The organism is Stieleria sp. JC731 (assembly GCF_020966635.1).
Lineage (GTDB): Bacteria > Planctomycetota > Planctomycetia > Pirellulales > Pirellulaceae > Stieleria.
Window position 1 is genome coordinate 732019 of record NZ_JAJKFQ010000001.1, and the last position, 20217, is coordinate 752235.

General features: G+C 53.8%; 11 protein-coding genes. 3 read left to right on the plus strand and 8 right to left on the minus strand.

What is annotated here, in order from left to right:
- Positions 1 to 83 precede the first annotated feature (83 nt).
- From LOC67_RS02340 to LOC67_RS02350, 3 genes are all read right to left on the minus strand, one after another.
- Complete coding sequence (locus LOC67_RS02340) at positions 84 to 1682, minus strand: porin (protein ID WP_230260901.1); 1599 nt, start codon at positions 1680 to 1682, stop codon at positions 84 to 86.
- Positions 1660 to 4704, minus strand: coding sequence for a TolC family protein (locus tag LOC67_RS27490; RefSeq protein ID WP_230260902.1), 3045 nt, complete (start codon positions 4702 to 4704; stop codon positions 1660 to 1662). Before LOC67_RS27490 ends, LOC67_RS02340 begins: the two co-directional genes overlap by 23 nt.
- Positions 4705 to 4909: 205 nt before the next feature.
- Entirely contained in the window at positions 4910 to 5830 is a 921-nt protein-coding gene (locus LOC67_RS02350) for an alpha/beta hydrolase (RefSeq protein WP_230260903.1), read from the minus strand.
- A gap of 364 nt (positions 5831 to 6194) precedes the next feature.
- Between LOC67_RS02350 and ribA the strand changes: the two genes are divergently transcribed.
- Positions 6195 to 7472 carry a GTP cyclohydrolase II gene (gene ribA / locus LOC67_RS02355; protein WP_230260904.1) on the plus strand — a complete coding sequence of 426 codons (1278 nt, stop codon included), beginning with the start codon at positions 6195 to 6197 and terminating at the stop codon, positions 7470 to 7472.
- A gap of 106 nt (positions 7473 to 7578) precedes the next feature.
- On the opposite strand, the gene LOC67_RS02360 is transcribed toward ribA, so the two are convergent.
- From LOC67_RS02360 to LOC67_RS02370, 3 genes are all read right to left on the minus strand, one after another.
- The gene (locus LOC67_RS02360) at positions 7579 to 9420 is read right to left on the minus strand and encodes a DUF885 domain-containing protein (protein ID WP_230260905.1); all 1842 of its coding nucleotides are present in this window, start codon (positions 9418 to 9420) and stop codon (positions 7579 to 7581) included.
- A gap of 297 nt (positions 9421 to 9717) precedes the next feature.
- Positions 9718 to 12624 (minus strand): beta strand repeat-containing protein, encoded by a 2907-nt coding sequence (locus LOC67_RS02365; RefSeq protein ID WP_230260906.1) that lies wholly within the window; start codon positions 12622 to 12624, stop codon positions 9718 to 9720.
- 223 nt (positions 12625 to 12847) lie between these two features.
- Entirely contained in the window at positions 12848 to 14602 is a 1755-nt protein-coding gene (locus tag LOC67_RS02370) for a hypothetical protein (protein ID WP_230260907.1), read from the minus strand.
- A gap of 266 nt (positions 14603 to 14868) precedes the next feature.
- Between LOC67_RS02370 and LOC67_RS02375 the strand changes: the two genes are divergently transcribed.
- A complete protein-coding gene (locus LOC67_RS02375) occupies positions 14869 to 15735 on the plus strand; it encodes a prephenate dehydrogenase (RefSeq protein ID WP_230260908.1) in 867 nt (288 codons plus the stop codon).
- 50 nt (positions 15736 to 15785) lie between these two features.
- On the opposite strand, the gene LOC67_RS02380 is transcribed toward LOC67_RS02375, so the two are convergent.
- A complete protein-coding gene (locus tag LOC67_RS02380) occupies positions 15786 to 16451 on the minus strand; it encodes an HAD-IA family hydrolase (protein ID WP_230260909.1) in 666 nt (221 codons plus the stop codon).
- Between the two features lie 255 nt (positions 16452 to 16706).
- Here LOC67_RS02380 and LOC67_RS02385 point away from each other — a divergent pair, with 255 nt between their 5' ends.
- A complete protein-coding gene (locus tag LOC67_RS02385; protein WP_230260910.1) occupies positions 16707 to 18116 on the plus strand; it encodes an MFS transporter in 1410 nt (469 codons plus the stop codon).
- On the opposite strand, the gene LOC67_RS02390 is transcribed toward LOC67_RS02385, so the two are convergent.
- Complete coding sequence (locus tag LOC67_RS02390; RefSeq protein WP_230260911.1) at positions 18113 to 19603, minus strand: ammonium transporter; 1491 nt, start codon at positions 19601 to 19603, stop codon at positions 18113 to 18115. The two genes, LOC67_RS02385 and LOC67_RS02390, sit on opposite strands and share 4 nt — an antisense overlap.
- Positions 19604 to 20217 lie beyond the last annotated feature (614 nt).

Genomic DNA, 20217 nt, shown 5'->3' on the forward strand with positions numbered 1-20217 from the left:
GCGGGTTGGCATTGCAAAGCAATGCCAGCCCGCTTTTCGTTTGATGCAGGGTGGTAAGTGGCCTTCTAAAAACCAGCGGCGTTCTAAAACATCGTCCACAATTGCATGCGAAGCAACGTGCCACTGCCGCCTGCGATATATCCTGTCCGCGACTGCTGTGCTGGTGAGTCGTTCAGTGACGTTACTTCGGCAGTCGCGCGAGCTGACCGGCTTCCAAAGAGATACCAATTGCAGCCGAACGAGATTTCATCACCCGAACCGAAATCTCCGTCGACCAGGGAACCACGCGTAAAGGCTTCAAGCTTTTTGGGTACCAAGAATGCACTCGCTTGGGCAAAGAATCCGACGTCGACAATCGATCCGAAATTTGCGCCGGTATCCGCCTGAATGTTTCGTAGATGCCGGACAAAGTATTCGCCACTTAGGCTCATCCCGCGATGTTTGATTCCCATGTGGGCGCTATAAAGCCAAAGATCAAATTCGCTGACACGGGTCGCCGGGGCAAGGGCGTTTAGGTCTGTCAGTCGTTGGCCATTGCTCAGGCGAATCACGGTGCCTTCCACGCCGGGGGTCGAATCCGGGCTGCTCTCGTTCGTCGTTGTTGTCAATGCGTGGCCGAGGCGGACGACTGGTGAATCATGCGATTGGAGATCGGAGAATCCGACGCCAAAGTCACCCAAGGGTTCCCACCAAGTAATCGCCGAGTAGACCAGTTGGGTGTCAAGCTGATTTGGACGCAGCGTCAACGTATTAAAACCATCGCCAACAAACGCGGTGTAGTGAATCCCATCGGCCGGCTCTCCGCTGGCCCAGATTCCGGCACTGATCGATGGACGAAAAAATGTCGTCGCCAGAGATCGATCGATACCAAGGGTGTATCGCGAGGTCTGTTGCCACTCCCAGCTACCAGGGACTTTGCCGAGCCCTAGGTAAAGCTTCATCGCTTGACCGTGGTCGAATGAAATCCATGCCAGCAGTGGTTCGATGTTGTCTGCCGCAACCGTGCTGTAATCGATGTTGACGTAGTACTGTAGCTGTGGATCGAACGCATACCCGGAAAAGACGAGTCGTCCGCGGTTGATGTTGAAATCGTTGCGATCTGGCGTCTGTAGCTGTTGACCTGAATCCAAAGTGACCGAATCGTAGCGCGATTCAAATCCGGTGTAACGGAATTGATTGTGGAATTCGAATTTTAATTCGAAGGGGTTTTGTTGAGGACATAACGGACGAAGGATGAAGCCTTTGTCGTACACCACATGGTGTGTCGTGCCGGTCAACGCAGTATCTGTGTTGCCTTCGCAAGCTGCATCACAGACCAACTTTGATGAGACAAGTTGTGATGACAAGCCGTTGTCGAATACGGGAGTCTCCGAATCCAATTGTCGCGACAATTCCGCAAGTCGACTTTCGATCAAACTAAGGCGTGCTTCGTTATCGAGTCGTTCGTCTTCGTCATTCGAATCAGGTGAACTGATATCGAAAGTCGGGCTGCCGGGTAGCGGCGTCTGTTGCCAAGTCGTTTCAACTCCCTGGCATTCAGTCACGTTCATAGCGACGACGCCAAGTAGCAATGCCATTGCGCTGGCGATGTATCGCAGTCGTGAAGAGAATACGTTGGCAACTGTGATTCCTTCACCTGTCAAAGCACAGGACGGAAAATTAGTGATTCTGCCGGATTTCATCGCTGTACTTCAGGCAGGCCGGAAGGCGACCGTAGGGATTTGGGTTCGCGTCGTAGAAATCAGGGATCGCCGGCAGGATGACCCGATCGTCGGTTGTTTCATCCCAGTATCCGTATTCGTTCAGGCGAATCGATTCACTGTCCAGGAACAGGGTAATTCGGTCCAAGATGAACGAGATATGATCGGATGCGACAGAGTTCAACGCCGACGTGAAGGCCTGTTGTGCTTCGAGGAAGTCACGTGCGACCACATTGCCTACCGAAAGTTGCAGTTGTAGCCGCGTGCTGACAACTCGTTCGTACGCCAATGCTGCTCGTGCGACCGAAATTTCGTATTGATTGCGACGCAGTCGTAGCTGTCGAAGGTCTTCACGGATGCTGAATTTAATATTGTCTTCTTGTTCGATTAACGCCCGACGTGTTCGGTTGTAGTCGATCAAGGCAAGTCGGTACGCGTTTCGTTCCAACCGGCGATTCAGTGGAGTATCCAGCGAAAAACTCAGACGGGTGTTGGAACCGTCTGCACTCGATTCGAAACTGTTCACGATGTTTCGGTTGGTGAATAGTCGATGCGAGACGTTCAGGTCAAGGATCGAGCGCAGGTTGTCGGCAGCCAATTTGATCTGACGCCTAGCATCAGCCAAATCGCCACGTTGATTCGCGAGATCCAGTCGTTGGTACAACGCCAATAGCATCGCGTCATCCGTTTCGATATCAACGGGATCGAGGCCTCCAAGATCACTGGTTTCAACTTGATCGACAAGTGAGATTGATTCACTAATGGTGTCTTCGATCAAAGTGTCGAAAGCGTCTGCATCGCGTGGGACAAGCGGATCAACGAATTCGCTGGCAAGTGTCTGCGTTTCTCTCAGCAGCGTATTGACGGAATCAACAAGGTTGTCGAATTCGTCAAAGTTTTGATCCTTCTCGGCTGTCTTCCACTGAAGCACCAAGTCGTCAAGCTTGTCGTAGTTTGTTTGGATCTTTTCGTCAGCGATTTGGTAGCGTGGGTTTGCCCCAGTCACCAGATAGTCGAAGTCCATAGCACGTTGGACCTGCAAGAGCAGTGAATCAACCAAATCAACAGTGCGATAGAACGCGGTTGCTGGTGCGGTATCCGTCCGCAGCAACTGTTCGCGGTCTTGTTCGAGTGCGTCGGATTGAAGCCGCGCTTCCAGCAATCGCAGTTTGGCCGTTAGAAGCGGCGTCTTGTTTTCCGCTGGTGTTGTCTCGTCGGAACCTTCGATTTCGCGGCGAGCCTGAAGCGTTTCCTCAAGGCGGCTGATCAGCACGATCGCGGCATTGACAGCCGCATTGCGGTCAGAGATCTGCGCACCTTCGGCGTCCAGTAACGAGCGACGTGTTCGTGAAACCAGCTCACGTGTAACGGTTAGCGAATCGCTGGCGGTTAGGTTCTCAAGCTCTTCAAGGTTCAAGTTAAGAGCCATTTCCGGAGGCAGTCCGATATCCAGCTTCAATCGGTCTAGCGACGTTTCCAAGTTGTTGCATGAACGTACCAGAGAGCTGCTGCTGCTCAGGGCGTTCTGTTCGAACTGGTCGACTTGAACACGGGGGATTCGCCCAGCCTGAAGGTATTCGGCTCGTCCTTGCAGAAACGCTCGCAAGTTACTGAAGTAGTCCAGCGAGCTAATTTCGATTTGGCGATACGTTAGTAGCAGTTGGTAGTAGCGTTCGGCTAAGTCAACAAACAACGACCGTTGGAATCGGATGTAGTCACGCGCCGCGTAGATCACATTTCGTTCAGCTCGCGTTAAGTCTTCGAAAACGATGTCACGCTGGAAGATCGTTTGCTGAAAATTGATCAACAGCTCGGATGCGATATTCGCAGAAAAACCCTGTGGCCCGTTGAAGGTTAGTACGACGTCATTGGCAAAGGATGACAGAAACTGTCCTGCCGTGGCGGTCGTTCTTGAAACGGCAGCTTGTGTCGGAACGGTCAGTCCCGATTGGCTGGTGCTGCTGATCCGCTGGTATTGGAAATTTGAACCCGTTCCGTTTCCACGGCGCGTCGGACGCAGAAGGTATTCATAGCGTTCTGCGCTCAGGGCGAGCGCAAAACGGTAGAGCGTTTCTTTTTGCGTTTGCAACGCTCGTGTATTGAACGTTGACAGTTCCGTGATCATGGGCAATGTCAATCGCGGAGCATCGCTACGAAACGCATCGATTCGTTCGTCGGATTCAGATTTGTAAGTTCGCTGAAATTCTTGACGGACCGAATCAAATTCCATCATTCGTCGCAGGCATGAATCGGGCAGCTTGTTCCAGAATTCGCCCGGGATCGGAACGATTCGTAAGTTACCGTCGTCTTCGTCGCTGGGGATGCGGTCTTGAAGACCTAGATTGCTGTTTTCACTGCTTGGGGAAGCACTGTCTTGCGCATCGCTGCTGCCTTCGTTCGCAGCGAACTCTTGAACCAATTCAGCTAGCCGCACTTGGGTCGCTGCTTCGGTGATCTTTCTGATTTGATCAACCTTGGCTTCGATTTCGGGGTCAGAAGGAAGCTCCGGGATCAAGTAAGACGCAAGATCGGTTTCGGGACCGTTCAGCTCGTCGGGAGTCTCAACCGGTGGATGCAGCTCCTCCATCGATTCACCGTCCGGTGGGATCAATTCTTCAAGATTGCTGCCATCGGGGATATCATTCGGGGCATCCGAATTGATCATGCCTTGGTCGGCGCTCATTGCCGATGGCTGGACGTATGGATTTCCGGTCGCCAAGAACGGGAGTTCGTAGCCGTACAGACTTGGTTCCGGAATCGGTAGGGCAGGGCAGTCATCGGGCGACGGATCGAAGAAGCGTGATCGAGGGTCAACTTCGATGCCCGGCAGCGGCGGAATCGTATACGCTTCTTCGCAGCGTTTTTCTGCGTAGATCTGGTAAACATCGGTGTCGGCTTGGCGGCGATAAAACGCGCGCGAGCACCCCGAAACAATCAGCAGCCCGATAGCTGCGATCGTGAAACACGCTTTTGCTTGTTGGCGACTGGGAAAGAAAGTTTTCACGAATACCACGAGTCGATGGAGATGGAACCTACCTTCTGCATCTTCATCGACATCCGGTCATTCGCGATTTGACGGGCTAATGAATTGTCGTTGTCATATCGGTTAGGTTGACTTTGACGGCAGTTTCGTGCGTCTACGTCGTTAATCGCCTCCCGCTATGGTGTTGGAACTGATCTTTTGAGGGAGTTTTCGGCCCACGTCTGAACTAGCCGTCAATCTTTGCCGGCGCGACTGAGGTACCCGATTCGTTTTCGATTTCGAATTGATGGGTGAAGAATCGAACGAGACCGTCGGTCAAAGTTGGACTGAAAAATGCCATCAAGTGACCTTTGCCGGGCATCGTTTGCAATGAGCAGTCCACTTTGGCGTCGATCAATGCTTGATGAAAGTCGGTGGCATTTGATAGAGCCACCAAGACATCTTCTTCGCCGTGAATGATCTTGAAACACGGGTCGGCTGAGGATGCAAAGCAAATGGGCGAGGCAGCAATGTAGGTTTCAGGTTTCTCATTGCGCGATCCACCCAGGAAATAGGACAGTGCTTGGCTGTCTGGTGGCATGTTTCGGAAATCGGTCGGCGGACCACCCGCGCACACGGCCTGAATTTTGGGCAGCTTTTGCCAACGAGGATCCTTCTCTTCCCAGTTTGTTGTGTGACGAACACGTTCCCAGGATTCGTCGGCCAGGGTTGCGACAAGCGAAACCAAGTGACCGCCGGCGGAATAACCATAGAGACCGACGCGATTCAAATCGAAGTGATGTTCTTTTGCATGTTCGGCGATCCAAACCAACGCCGTGCGGACATCATCGACCTGATCTGGAAATTTGGATTTTGGGGCCAGCCGATAGTTGATTGATACCGCCGCGATCCCGCATTTGGCCAACTCGTTCGCGTGGCGGTACATCGTCCATTTATCGCCCGTCATCCAACCGCCCCCATGGACGACCAGCACGACGGGGTGGGACTTCGCATTGTGATTTTCCGATTGGGCGGCCTCGGCGTTTGTCTGCCTTGGTAGATAGACGTCGCATAGACCTGCGTGACCTTGGAACTCCGGCGCGACCTTTTCGAATTCCACGTCAGATTCCCGTTTCACCGTGAACTGTTCGGCGGAAACTTTCGTCATGCTGGATGCCGCAACGGCGACTAGGCCGACCGCAAGATGTAACCAGATTACCCGTCGTATCTTTAGATTTATCATTCGTTCACTGATCTGACGAAATGGTTTTGAATACCGAAATCGGACGATTCGGGGGAGAGGCAGGATCGCGGGATGCCACAACGGATCAGGCTTTTCGTGCGGCGAAAGTGATTCCGCATGGAGCCTAGTTTGATACCACCCGATTGTGCTAGCGTGGCTCAGCGTTTGACTGTAGCGGTCGGCATTCGGATTGTTGGGGCTGTCCCCGCATTAATACCAGTTGCCACCTAGCCTTATGGCCACAACCGTATAATAGTGGTGCGCTCAAATTCGCCCAGTCCCGTGTTAAATGATGCCAGAAAACGAATCGCTGTCGATTGATCCGCTGACCGAAGATGGCGGTGATGACCTGTGCCTAAATTCGATTCCCGAAGCCGTCGAGGCAATTCGGCGTGGCGAAGTCGTCATCGTCGTGGATGCCGAAGATCGCGAAAACGAAGGTGACTTTGTCTGCGCGGCTGAAAAGGCGACTCCCGAAGTTGTCAATTTCATGCTCAGCGGTCGCGGCCAGCTGTGCGTGCCGATTTTGCCTGAAGTCGGCAAAAAGCTTGAACTCACGCCCGTCGTGTCGGACAACAATGCCCCCCTGCGGACAGCGTTTGTTACCCCGATCGATATCGCGACTGCAAGAACAGGTATCACCGCGGCCGAGCGTAGCGAAACGATCATCCGAATCGCGGATCCAGATTGCCAGGTCGACGACTTTGTACGGCCTGGGCACGTCTATCCATTGATTGCAAAAAAGGGTGGTGTTCTGCGGCGTGCCGGTCACACCGAAGCTTCGGTCGATTTGGCTCGCATGGCTGGGCTACAGCCTGCCGGTGTGCTTTGCGAAATCCTGAATGAAGAAGGCGATCGCGCCAGTCGAGATGAATTGATTGAGATCGCCCAAAAGCACTCGCTCAAGATTGTCAGTATCGAACAGTTGATCGCGCATCGTCGCGTCAGCGAAAAGCTCGTTAGCCGAGCGGCGCATTCACAGTTGCCAACGAGGTATGGCAAGTTCGATATCATCGTTTACTCAGTCGATTTCGAAGCACAGGAACCAATCGCACTTGTTCTTGGTGACCTGACGCACGACGAAGAGGGGCAGCAGCCGCCACTGGTCCGAATGCACAGCAGCTGCTTCACCGGTGATTTGATTTCTTCATTGCGTTGTGATTGTGGCGATCAGCTTCACATGGCTTTGGAGATGATCGCGGCCGAAGGTCGAGGCGCGTTGGTCTATCTGCCGCAGGAAGGCCGTGGCATCGGTTTGGCCGAAAAGATCAAGGCCTACGCGTTGCAAGATCAAGGCATGGATACGGTGGAAGCGAACCATGCGTTGGGCTTCAAAGCCGACATGCGCGATTACGGCGTTGGGCTACAGATCCTAAAAGACCTTGGTATCAGCGAAGTTCGTTTGCTGACCAATAATCCTAAGAAGCAGCAAGCATTCAACCTTCGTGGTTTCGATCTAAAGCTCGTCGATCAGGTGCCGATCGTTCCGCCGGTCAACGAGCACAATAAGCACTACTTGGAAACCAAGCGACAGAAGATGGGCCACAAGTTGCCCGATCTTGGCTAACGATGGGTTGATCTTCGGGTCCGCACTAGCAGCGGCTGAAATGCTGCTGCTATGCAGTCAAAGGCGACCACGGAATATCAACTGACTTGCGATACGCCGCTATGTCCTATTCATGCGCGGCCGTTTCGCGAATCCAGTTTTCGACTTGACGTTCGAGAACCGGCAGCGGCAAAGAGCCTTCTTCTAAGACACAGTCATGGAAGGAACGCACATCGAACTTATCGCCGAGTTCCTTCTCCGCCCGTTTGCGCAGATCGCTGATAAATAGTTCACCGACTTTGTAGGCGAGAGCTTGGCCCGGCCAGCCGATATAGCGATCCACTTCCGCGACGACGTTGTGCTTGGACAAAGCGGTATTCTCAAGCATGTAGTTGATGGCCTTCTCACGTGACCACCCCATCGCGTGAATCCCCGTGTCGACGACCAGTCGGCTCGCACGCCAGGCTTCCATGCTTAGTCGTCCAAAATCTTGATAAGGATCTTTGTAGAATCCGATTTCGCCACCGAGCCGTTCGCAATACAGGGCCCAGCCTTCGATAAACGCTGGGAAGTAACTTTGTTTGCGAATCGGATGCAGTCCGTCGAGTTCGGCTTGCAAAGCCAATTGCAAGTGATGACCTGGGACGGCTTCGTGAAGCGAAAGAGCTTCGAGTTGATAAAGCGGACGAGCTGATAGGTTGTAGGTGTTGATGTAGTAAAAACCGCCGCGTGAACCGTCTGCCGCAGGTGGCCAGTAATAAGCGGATGTTGTTTGAGGTGCGACATAGTCGGGGACCTCGCGCAGCCCGTATGGCGTCCGCGGCAATTTGCCGAAAATGGTGGGCAGTTGGCCGTCGGCCCGTTTCAAGATCAATGCGGCTTCCTTCAAAAGTTCTTCCGGTGTCTTGGCATAGAACTGTTCGTCGGTACGAAGGAATTCGACAAATTCATCAAGGTCGCCATCAAATTCGACTTGCTGACGGATGGCTTCCATCTCCTTGCGGATACGAGCGTTTTCCGTCAAGCCGATTTGATGCAACTGAGCGGGTGTCATCGGCAGCGTCGTAAACTTGGTTACCTGAGACTGGTAAAGTTCTTGCCCGCGTGGCAGAGCGCGCGCCGCGATCGTGCCGCTACATCCGGGGACATATTCCTCTCGGAGGAACTTTTCAAACTTGGCATACGACGGGATCACGCTTGTCTTGATCGCGTTTAATATCTCAGCACGTAGTCTTGTCCAATCTTCCGGATTGAGTTTCTTGATCGATTCATCGGCGATGTTGGTCAAGAACAGGGATCGTTCTGGATCATCAACGACATGCGCGGCGGCTTGCTCGGCGCTGTCTCGCATGATGATCGCCGGCTGAACAAGCCCAGCTGCCATGCCGGCTTTCATTAGCTGGATTTGCTCGTCGACAAAACGGTGAAAGTCATTGAGCCTGGCAATATAGTTGTCAAAATCCGCAACCGACTTGGGGTTCATCGTTAGCGGCAGTTCGGGTAAGCCAATGTGGAAACCTTCTCGGTTGTTAATTGGCATCAAGTGGAGCCCGAGTTGATAGTCCGATCGATCGATCGAGAGTTTTCGCTGCAGCAGTTCCGCGTCGATACGGTCCGCTGGCGACAGATTGTCGAAGTCGATTTTTGCGAGGGCGTTTAGATACTCAGCACGCATTTCGTCGCGACGTTTGAAGTCAGCCAACGTATTGTTGGCCAACCGGTCTTGGCCCCGTGGATCACCAACATCGGTTGCCATCATCGGGTACTCGGTCAGTTCAAAATCCCAAACCTTGTCCATCAGGTCACGTAAGACCGGATCATGTGGCTGGCCGTTTTTTGTATCTGTTGGGGCGTTTGGTGCCGACTGACAGTGACCAACCGATGGGCCGATCAGGCAAGAGATGATCCCGATGGAAGAAAGCCCGACAAAGATCGCTACAGAAAATCGGATCGCTACAGAAAATCGCATCGCTGACACTCGTGTGCGTTTTGATTCGGTGGCTTCGCCGCGTGAACAAGCTATGCAACAAAGCTGCCAACTGTTCATCGCGCAGAGAATTTGATCAACAGATGTTACCAAGCTGATTTGACAGCTTCGACCATGGCCAATCAGATTTACGGTCGATTGTCCTGCCGGCGGTAGGTGGGCGTTTTACGGGTCGATTGCGTAACGAAAGGCTGCATTCCGTTGACGGATCAGTGGGGCGGTACCACCGCGATAAACGTATCCAGAGAACACATCTTGATCAAATATTCGAAATCAAAATTAACGACTGCGTCGCCGACAGAGCCCACCCGATATGGTTGCGACGCATAGCAATAAGGCTGCAGAAGGTTCTGGGATTGCCGTGACCGTTGTGCTAAACCCAAGGCCAAAACTGTTGTTGATGTCGCTGCTGGACCAATTGATCTGCATCGTCAAGGATCGGTCAGCATCGGAAAGTTCGTCAAGAACCAGTTCGTTTGCAAAGAACGTTTCGGCCTCCGATGCATTTGCAAAATTCCATTGGTGATCACTTAACTGTGTGCCGATGACGACTTCCATCGTGTCAAAGCCATTGCCGGTCGTGTTGAAACTGCTCCACTGAATGCTCGCCCGAGACGCGTCAACGACATCTTTGAAATCGAGAGTCGTCGAAATCATCGCGTTGACCGAAGTCAAAACATTTGTCGGATGGCTGGCGCCGATTTGGCCAGAGATCACAAGCGAGTCTTGTGCCGACAATGGCATCGCCTCTGATGCCGGTGCCAATTCTCCCGACGAAAGTGATACGAGCGAAGCCATGGGGCTTGAAACCGCCGTGGAAGTCACTTCGATGATGGAAAACACATTTGCGTTCGAAGTGAAATTTGTTGTCCCGTCATTGGCAACAATCGTTTCCACCGAAGTCAAACCGTGGACGTCAGCGGTAATCTGACTTCGAATTTGGATCACATCATCATTGGAAACTCCGAGTTCGCCGCGGACCGTTTTGGCTGTCGCATCGACGGTGCCTGTTAGCCCATCTCCCGTCGCTTTCGCCTGGGCGATTCGCCCTTCTGCTGAACTGACGCTGTAGGCATCGCCTTGGTTGGTGATTGCGGTAGCTTCGGCGACAGCGATTCCACTTCGTGAAGAGAGATACCGACTATCAAATCCATATCCAAAACCCCCGATGGCTTCCGAGTAGGCTTCGGCGTATTGGCCTAATGCCTGTGATGTTGCCAGCGAACTGGCAGACGCGGAAGCATCATAAGCGTTGCCTCCCATTTCACTGCCGTCAACCGTTTGGCCGCCGTCTCCACCAAAGCCATAAGCATAGGCATAGCTTTCCGCGTTGGTTGACGTTGCTGTCGCATCCGCTGCACCACTTGCCCCTTGTCCGCCTGTTGCACCTGCCGTTCCTGTGCCGCCATAACCACCGCCAGCCGACGCGAGTGCCGTAGCCGCCCCGGTGTTTGATAACACAACACTGCTTTCACCTGATGCTCCGTCACCAGCGACTCCGCTGGTGTGATTGCGATCGCCACCGCTTCCGCCGTAGGCATAAGACCAAAGGGTCGAATCGATGTTGTCGTTGTTCGCTGAAAGCGTCCCTTTAGCGGATCCGGCAGAGCCGATCGCTCCGCTTCCTAGATTGCTTTGATATCCGACGTTACCTGCGTCACCGCCGTAGACAGATTGTTCGACAAAAGTGTCGCCGTTGACATCGGTTGAATGCGCGGTGACTTGGTTGAGCACTTCGACCGAAGCACCATTGCCAGAGTTGCCGGTCCCACCAATGACATCACCACCGCCGCCACCTTGATAGTAGCCATAGGCGGATGCTGATCCAGTTGTTGTCGTTGCCGAAACCGTTCCGCCTGCGGTGCCGCCATTTCCACCACTGCCGTTGATGTCACCAAACGCCAATCCGCCTTCGCCACCAAACGCATAGCCTTCCATCGATACATCGGAACCGCTTGAGGTGGTCGCAGAAAGTTGCAGTTGAGCGACACCGCCAGTCCCGCCGACACCAAGGCCAGAATCAATCCAGCCGCCGTCGCCCGCCCAAGCAACATCGTACGAATCGATCATGCCACTGATGGTTTCGAGGACGGTGGTCGCGGTCACGTTTCCACCTAGTCCACCGCTCGCTCCACCCGCAGCGTTACCTGCCGCTCCGGCTCTGGTTTCACTGTAGTGATAAAGATCACCGCTTTGCGAAATGTTAGCTTCGATCGCGGCGTTTCCTCCGTTGCCTGAAAGTCCAGATGAATGATTCCGCGAACCGCCGCCACCGGCGTTGGAGTAAAAGTTGAAATTGGCAGCCGTAGCGTCCACGCTTCTGGTCAGTTCATTCGTCGAACTGCCACCATCGCCAGCCAAACCGGCTTGGGCGTGACCTCCCGAGCCTGCAAAGATCGTTTGCGAAAGACTTATCTCACCACCTGGATCAACAGTCGCGTCAACCGCGTTTCTTAAAACCGCATTACCTCCATGGCCACCGTTGCCGGTTCCGACGCCGTCACCACCGCTGCCGCTTTGAGCTTCGGCTAAGGAGTTTGCTTCGGTGACACCAAAGGCGGACGCAGTGATGTCGATCAGCGACGCGTCTTGTCCTGCACCACCCAGCCCGTTTCCACTCAGCGCGTTTCCACCGTTACCAGCGATCACGGTTAAGGCCGCACGTGCTTCACCATCCGTTGAGATCGCAATGGCGCCTTGAGCGTCGGCTATCGCAATCCCACCATCACCTCCGTTTCCACCACTGCCGTCAATCCCTGTGCCCATCGCTTGTCCACCGGCGCCTCCATCACCGCCATTGCCAGCGATGATGTTTAGGTCGGCAACGCTTCGTCCACTTCCTTCAGACCGGATGCTACCGCTTGCCGTCCCGCCCATCGCACCATTTCCGCCGTCGCCACCGTCAAAGCCATCGGAGATCGCATTGCCTCCGTTACCTCCTGATCCGCCGTTGCCAGCTGCCAGTCCGCGATAGAGTTCACCGATCCCATTGATGAAATCAGTGATCGCGGTGCCAAGCGTTCCGTCACCACCGTCGGTACCAGGGTCTGCATCGGTTCCGGCGGCTCCGTTGTCGCCATCGCTTGCGGTGGTTGTTATCCGCTGGGCCGATGCCGGCATGGCGATAGTGCACAGCAATAGCAGCAGCGCAAGCCGATTGAAAACAGTTCCAATGTTGAAAGACATGTTTGAAGGGGCCGCCTGGTGAGTCGTCTTGATCGAATGGTCGAGCGTTCGTGGGAATCTTCGGTGATGTTCTAGCCGATTCGAGTTCGTCAAAAGGCAAAATATCTGCTTCGGCTGGTGGCCAACATGATGGCACAAGGCCACTTCGATCGCACAGAATTTGGCGTGAATTTGCCAGTTGAGATGTGGTGTATCGAAACGACCTCGGTTCTTTGCTGACGTGTTATTGCCGTGGCGAGTCAGCTTGGGTTAGTTCGTCGAGACGCTTTTCAATGACAGATTTATTGATTTCGCTGACTCGGCTGAGAAGTTCACGCAAGTAGGATTGGTCGTCGAGCAATCCGGTCCTAAGGATCATCTTGTCGATCTCTTTGTCGCCGATATTCGTCTTCTTTTGGATCTCTTGGATTCTGGCGACGACTTCTGCGGAGTCGATGTCGCCCAGTTCGATTTCATCGAGCATGATTGAGAAACGATCGACGTTTTCGGAAAGTTGGCGAAACGCATTTTGACGCTGCCCAAAGCTTCCACTTTCCATCTTTTTCAAAAGCTGCTCGAATTCGTCGCGAGCATTGGCGCTGTCATGTTTGAGCATTTCGATGATGCGATTGCCAATGTGCAAATTGAATCGTGTGATGGGCGGCAGGATGCCATAGGACCTCAGGTGAGGCACGAAATCTTGCTCGATGACATCGGGATGTTGCGAGTAAAGTTCGGCAAATGAATCCGCTTCCAGAATCTTGGCCTCTTCAGCGATATCAACCCAGCGAACCTTTCCATCGGGATGTTGCTCGAGCTGAACAAATCGATCTCCGATGATACGGATCAGCAGTTCATTGTCCGTGTTGTATCGCAACAGCATGATCTGTTGTTCGGTTGTTGTCAGTTCTCGCATGTAGAAACTGAATTGCTGCTCGGTCTTTTCCAAAGCAGCATCGAAGTTTCCTGAAGTGAATTTTAACTTCTTGGCGTTCGGAATCATGAAAGCAGACGCGATCGTCCGCATCGGATTGTCGCTTGCAACTTGCTGCAAATTTTGAAACAGCAGAAATACTGGTTCGGCTTCGAGGTATCGTTTTTTCTGATAGTCGAATGTACGATCCTCGTCTGGTAATTCAACTTTTCGCGACGTCAGCTCCGCAGTAACCTGAGCATCGATTTGTGAAAGAGATTTCGCGGCGAACGGTTGATTCCAGTGGTCGGCATCCAGCTTTAGCAGGCCACCTTCCCACTGCAGTCGCAGCAATCGGCTGATTGGGGTTCGGAAATATTGCAGCTTCGCATCGTCAGCGAACGCGTTTGCCGGGCCGGTTTCGGTTTCAGTCGGTTTGGCAAAATGGAAACACGAGCGATGGCGACTCATCATGATCGAGTTTGATAAATCAGAAGCTTTTCGCGACAGATCGTGATAGGTCCTCATGTGTTGAGGGTTGCGGTGTATTTCTGAATTCGAATGCAATAGGTCTCGAATTCGACCTTGGATCGCTCGGGCTTCGTCGCGATCGTTCCTCGTTTGCTGTACGACGAACCGAACAAACCAAAGCGTTGACGAGACCGCGTGGAGTCGGTCGACCGTTTGTCGCTCGGTCGGTATCAGTCGGGAGTAGTCTTCGATCGCGTTGTCGGGAAGCTGCTCTGCAAGAGTTTTGTATTCCTGTTCCAGTTCGACCGCGTACTCTTTCGCACCCTGTTCGCCGTAAACGAATTTGTGTTCGAGTTCGGCGATCTCATTCTTGATTTCTTGGACCTCGTCCAAGAACGCTTTTTCCCAATCGGGCTTCGCGGAGTCTTCTTTGGGCTTCGCGTCTTCGTTTCGCTGTTTGTCTTCGCGTTGTTGTGCGGGCTGTACTTGGGGTTTTGCCGCGTCTTTCCTCGCATCTTCCTGCGCGTTTGAGATGGTTGCCATCGCGGTGCAGCAAAGGCACAACCAAACGAATGTTTTAAGAGGCCAAACGAATGTTTTGAAAGGACTGGGCATCGCAAATATCGGCCGGAGAAATGTAGACGAGATCTGTCACCACCCAGCGTAAGGGGGGCTGAAAGTGGCTGCAATTCTTTCCGGCCGAATTTTGAACGCTTTCAAATGATTGTGGGCATCGGTTTGATATCAGTTGCGTGCAGAGTAGATAGATCCAGAGCGCAAATAGATCCAGAGCGACTAAATCCGGGCGGTCAGAAGGGGACTGACTCATCGCCAGAATAGTCGGCTGGGCGATCGCTAGCCCCAGCTGGTAAACTCTGGCAATGGATGTATTGCCCCCCAAACCTGATTGGCTGAATCGTGTCACCGTTGTCGGAGTCGGCTTGCTCGGTGGCAGCGTTGGTAAATCACTGCGTCGCAGTGGAGTTCATGTCACCGGATACAGTCGGCGTGAGGAAGCTTGTCAGGCAGCGATGCAGGCTGGTGCAGTCGACGTGGGGACGACCGATATGGCAGATGCATGTACAGACAGCGATGTCGTCGTCATCTGCTCTCCGGTGGACAAGATCGCTCCGCTGGCTGAACAGGCATCTGAGGTCGTGCCAGACGGTGCGCTGATCACCGATGTTGGCAGTACGAAAGCGTTGATTGTCGACGAGGTGAATCGCTATCCATTGTCGGTGCGTTCTCGATTCGTCGCCGCCCATCCGATCGCCGGTTCAGAAAAGACGGGCGTTGAAAATAGCAGCGCTGATCTGTTCGACGGCAAATCGATCATCATCACCCCAACCGAAACGACTGAGCCCGCGTTGTTGGACCGGGCAAGGGCATTTTGGTCGCAAACCGGTGGCGATATCGTACTGATGTCACCGGCCGATCATGATCAACGGCTTGCCGCGATCAGCCATTTGCCACACTTGGTGTCCTCTTTGTTGGCTTCGTTTCCCGATGAAGAATCATTGCCGCTGGTCGGCAGCGGTTGGAAAGACATGACTCGGGTCGCGGCTGGTGATCCGACGATGTGGACCGCGATCTGCAATCACAATCGTGAAGCGATCGTTTCGCAATTGGACCGTTTTGTTGTCGAGCTACAAAAGCTGCGTTCACACTTGGCCAGTGAAGATCCCAAGCAGATTTTTGGCTGGCTCGAGGACGCAAAGCTGCGAAAGGAACGCTCGGAACGTTGCTAGTTGATTCCACACATTGCTAGTTAGCCACCGTTGTCGATCCCTTCAGTAGGCTACAAGTCTTCGGTCAATTGAGACATCGCATCGGGGCAATCACGGACGAGATGGCGAGCGTGCCAGCCGAATTGCTGTGGGGCTTGGACATCGCCAACGAAAGTGTCACCGATCATCAGCACACGATCGGGATGAACGGCACCCAGCTTATTCATTGCCGTTTGGTAGAACTGCAAGTTGGGTTTGCTGAACCCAAGTTCGCTACTGATCAAGATTTGATCAACGTAGGTTTCCAAACCGAGTGCGCGGACGATTGGGGGCAACCGTTCATCGAAATTCGATGCGACGGCGACGCTGTAGCCACGTTGCTTCAGGCGTGAGAGGGTTGGGACCACATCGTCAAAGAGTGTCCAAGATTCTGGCTCGGCAAACGTTTGCCATAGCGCTCGAAAGGTCGATTCGAATGAATCAGCTGGAATTTCTGGCAGCGTGTCCGCAACGATCTGTCGCCAACGCCGGTATTCGACTTCGTCATCAGTCGGTGCGTTGGCGTTTTCGCCCAGGAAATGTTTCACCATGGCTGATTTCAGTCTTTGGCTGACCACATCAACGCCAACATTTAGACCGAATTGTGACCCAAACTGGTGGTACACCGACGCCGCGTCCGGTTCGGGACGCATCAATGTTCCGGTGGAATCAAAAACTATCCAGTCGAACTCAAGCATGTTTGTTCTTCGCTGTTGGATGATGAATCGGTGCGGGTAGTCTGTCTTGTGGTGGTGCTGGGTTCAATGGACCGATGGCGGTCTTCATCAAAGGGAAACGAAGACGCTTTGGCTTTTTGATCGAGGCAGCTTACCGCGTTGTTTTTTATTCGCTTAGACGGATCGCTGAATCGGCGGGGCGAAAACAGGCGAGGCCTTCAGCCAGTCGCTTGTCCCCCCTGGTCACTTGGTTGTCCTTGGACGATGGTGTAGGAAATGGAAAGTCGCGACAACCAAGACGAACGATCTGACAACGGGGGCCCTTCTGGCGATAGAGGCTGTGCTAACGATAGGGGAGCTGAAGGCACCGTTCCCCAGCACCGTACATCGCTGGGGATATCTGCCACGACACTACAGCCTGTGACGTCGCCACAGCCATTGCCGAGGCAGCCACAGGCGGCCGCGACGGTAGACGATCCGTCCCCTTGGGCACCACTGAAGCAACCGGTTTACCGTTCTTTTTGGATCGCTTCGCTGGTTTCCAATCTTGGCACCTGGATGCACGAGATCGGTGCCGGTTGGTTGATGACGGAACTGGATGCTTCGCCACAGATGGTCGCCGCGGTACGCACTGCGATGGCGACGCCGATCGTATTGCTGGCCATTCCGGCGGGTGTGTTAGCGGACCGAATTGATCGCCGAAAACTGTTGTTGGCAACACAATTCATTTTGTTTTGCTCAACAGGAACACTTGCAATTTTGGCGGCAACGGGAGTCGTCACCGCATGGGTGTTGCTCGGGCTGACGTTTCTGATCGGGCTCGGGCTAACCTTGCACGTCCCGACTTGGCAAGCATCGATCCCCGAACTGGTTGAACGAAAGCAACTCTCGCGGGCGATCGCACTGGGCAGTCTGAATTTCAATTTGGCGCGCTCGGTGGGGCCCGCGCTTGCTGGTGCGTTGGTGGCAATCACAGGTGCGTGGATCGCATTTTCGGTCAACGCGTTTTCGTTTGCCGGCGTGATCATCGTTCTACTTTTGTGGAAACGTGACCGCAGCGAATCTTCACGAGGCTTGTCGTTTCGAAAATCACTTTACCAAGGGTTCCGCTACGTTTATCGAACGGCAGAACTGCGGCATGTGATGATTCGTGTGATGCTGTTCATTCTGCCTGCGAGTGCGTTATGGGGGCTATTGCCGCTGGTCGCAAAGCAGCGATTAAACTGGGATGCCGATGGCTTTGGGCTGCTGGTGACCTGTTTTGGTGCCGGCGCCGTCATCGCGGCAAAGTTTCTTCATCGACTACATCATCGTTTCGGGCACAATTGGACGGTGACGTTCGCGATGGTTTTGATGGCTGTTGGTTTGGCAGTGATGGGGACCAGCCAAGTGCGTAGCGTTGCTCTTGCCGCGACGCTGATCATGGGCTTCGGTTGGATGATGACGTTGACGACGCTAAACACCGCCGCCCAAACGATCCTGCCAAGTCGGATGCGGGCACGAGGGATGAGCTTCTATCTGACTTCGCTCGCACTGTCGATGTCTTCAGGGTCGTTGCTATGGGGAATCATTGCCGAGATCGAGTTGATCGGTGTGGGTGGCGCACAAAAAATCGCGGCGGCCACATTGTTGTGTACCGCCGCGATCGGAATGATTTTTCGGATATCCGAGAAGACTCGGCACTAAGCCAGCATGTAGCCTTCTTCACCGTGGTCGGTGATATCCAACCCACGCTGTTCGTTTTCGGCAGGAACTCGCAGTCCGATCACGATGTCGATGATCTTCAGCAAGATAAAGCTGCCGAGTCCGGCGAAGATAAAGGTGACGACCACCGCGACGATCTGTTTGATCACCAGCGTGGGGCTTCCCGATTCGATCAGGCCGAGAGTTTGTCCGTCGGCCACGTTCCAAGCAACGCGGGTTGCAAAAACGCCGGTCAACACCGCGCCAACGGTTCCACCAACGCCGTGCACACCAAAGGCATCCAAGGCATCGTCATACTTCAGCGTGTGCTTCAGTTTGCTGCATGCCCAATAGCAAACAACACCCGCGATAGCACCCATGATCAATGCGGGCATCGGTTGAACGAATCCGGCTGCGGGAGTGATGCAGACCAATCCTGCAACGGCACCCGAACTGGCACCAAGAACGGTCGGTTTGCCAAGCACGATCCATTCGGTCATCGCCCACGCGACCGCTCCAGCAGCTGCCGAAAAGTGAGTCGTCGCGAACGCACTAGAAGTCAATCCGTCGATCGCCAGTTCGCTGCCTGCGTTAAAGCCAAACCAGCCAACCCACAGCATCGCGGCACCGAGTGCGGTGTACGTCAAGTTGTGTGGCTGCATCGGTTCGTTGGGATATCCCATCCGAGGCCCGACCAAGATCGCTGCAACGAGTGCGGATACTCCGCTGGAAATGTGGACGACTGTTCCACCGGCAAAGTCAAGCGCCCCGGCCATTCCGCCAAAGAGAGCTTTCTCGCCCGCGAAGTACGACAGTGGTCCTTCTGCCCAAACCCAGTGGCAAAGCGGGCAATAGATAAACGTTCCCCAAAGGATGGAGTAAATCACCATCGCGCTAAACTTCATCCGTTCGGCAAACGCGCCACAAATCAGCGCCGGTGTGATGATGAAGAACATGCCTTGGAAAAGCATATGCGTCAGACGTGGCATCTTGCCTGCCATGGGAGTCACTGGCTGGTTCAGCGTTTCGTCCCACTCACGCGAAACTCCGTTCATGAACACATAGTCTGCGTTTCCGATCCAGCTACCCGTTTCGGTCGGCCCGAAGGCGAGCGAGTAACCGTAGAGGGCCCAGATTACGGTCATCAGGCCCATCAGAAACACGCACTGCATCATCACGCTGAGCACATTTTTGCGGCGAACCAATCCGCCGTAGAACATTGCCAGACCGGGCGCGGTCATGAACAAGACCAACGCACAGCAAAGCAGCATCCAGGAATTGTGTGCTCCCAGCGACGAGTCGGCGATTTCGTCGTCGGTTAGACCAGCCGGTTCACTTGCGACAGGTGCGTCCGCGTCGACCACTTCGGAAGTCGCTTCGTCTGTAGAGGCCGCCTCGACAGCTGTTGTCGTCGCTTCGTCGGCTGCTTCTTGTGCCGCGACGGGGGGCATGGGAGCAAGCGTAAACAACGTCAACAGCAACGTTGCCATCCACAGAACCGTGGGCTGGCATGTCACTATGCGCTGGCATTTCCAGTGCTTCACAACAGTCACCTCTTCGGGGAAAAGTTTATTAAGTGCTTCGATGGCGCCGCAGAAAGCGATCGCGACAAGCCCTGGTGCGATCCGATGGCCTCTCGAAAGCAAACAGATCCTCTGAACATTGGATCGGCCTCGAGTTTCGAATCGGTTCAAGGCAGGTAACGCAAACGGGCGGCACTAGGGAGTTATCTAGCGGTGGGGAGCCGCTATGCCGCATAAGATACGCTGAATCGATCTGATTCGCTATGACGTCGGATTCTGCGTTAAGTGGCCACTGGGGAAACCGAAGCTTGTTTGGCCAGTCGCAGCGGCATCAACAATGCGTCCGACCGATGGCGTAGAATCTGGCAGATCTGCTGCCGAAGTTACCGATGGTTTTAACGTGAGCTTGTCCCAAATCGCATTTGCCACGCTCGGTAAACCGATTGATTCGGTGATAAAAATCGGACGGCGCAAAAAAGAAACGCAGGTGGGAATAAACACCTGCGTTTCAAAAATAACTGGTAGACTGACAAGCAATCGCAAGTCTGATGAACCCTCGAGGTAGGTCGCGACACGAATCC

Excerpts from the sequence above, each read along its gene's own strand:
- LOC67_RS02340 (WP_230260901.1), bottom strand. The coding sequence starts at position 1,682 with ATGAAATCCGGCAGAATCACTAATTTTCCGTCCTGTGCTTTGACAGGT.
- LOC67_RS02375 (WP_230260908.1), top strand. The coding sequence starts at position 14,869 with ATGGATGTATTGCCCCCCAAACCTGATTGGCTGAATCGTGTCACCGTT.
- LOC67_RS02390 (WP_230260911.1), bottom strand. The coding sequence starts at position 19,603 with ATGGCAACGTTGCTGTTGACGTTGTTTACGCTTGCTCCCATGCCCCCC.
- ribA (WP_230260904.1), top strand. The coding sequence starts at position 6,195 with ATGATGCCAGAAAACGAATCGCTGTCGATTGATCCGCTGACCGAAGAT.
- LOC67_RS02370 (WP_230260907.1), bottom strand. The coding sequence starts at position 14,602 with ATGCCCAGTCCTTTCAAAACATTCGTTTGGCCTCTTAAAACATTCGTT.
- LOC67_RS02360 (WP_230260905.1), bottom strand. The coding sequence starts at position 9,420 with ATGCGATTTTCTGTAGCGATCCGATTTTCTGTAGCGATCTTTGTCGGG.
- LOC67_RS02350 (WP_230260903.1), bottom strand. The coding sequence starts at position 5,830 with ATGACGAAAGTTTCCGCCGAACAGTTCACGGTGAAACGGGAATCTGAC.
- LOC67_RS02385 (WP_230260910.1), top strand. The coding sequence starts at position 16,707 with ATGGAAAGTCGCGACAACCAAGACGAACGATCTGACAACGGGGGCCCT.
- LOC67_RS02365 (WP_230260906.1), bottom strand. The coding sequence starts at position 12,624 with ATGTCTTTCAACATTGGAACTGTTTTCAATCGGCTTGCGCTGCTGCTA.
- LOC67_RS02380 (WP_230260909.1), bottom strand. The coding sequence starts at position 16,451 with ATGCTTGAGTTCGACTGGATAGTTTTTGATTCCACCGGAACATTGATG.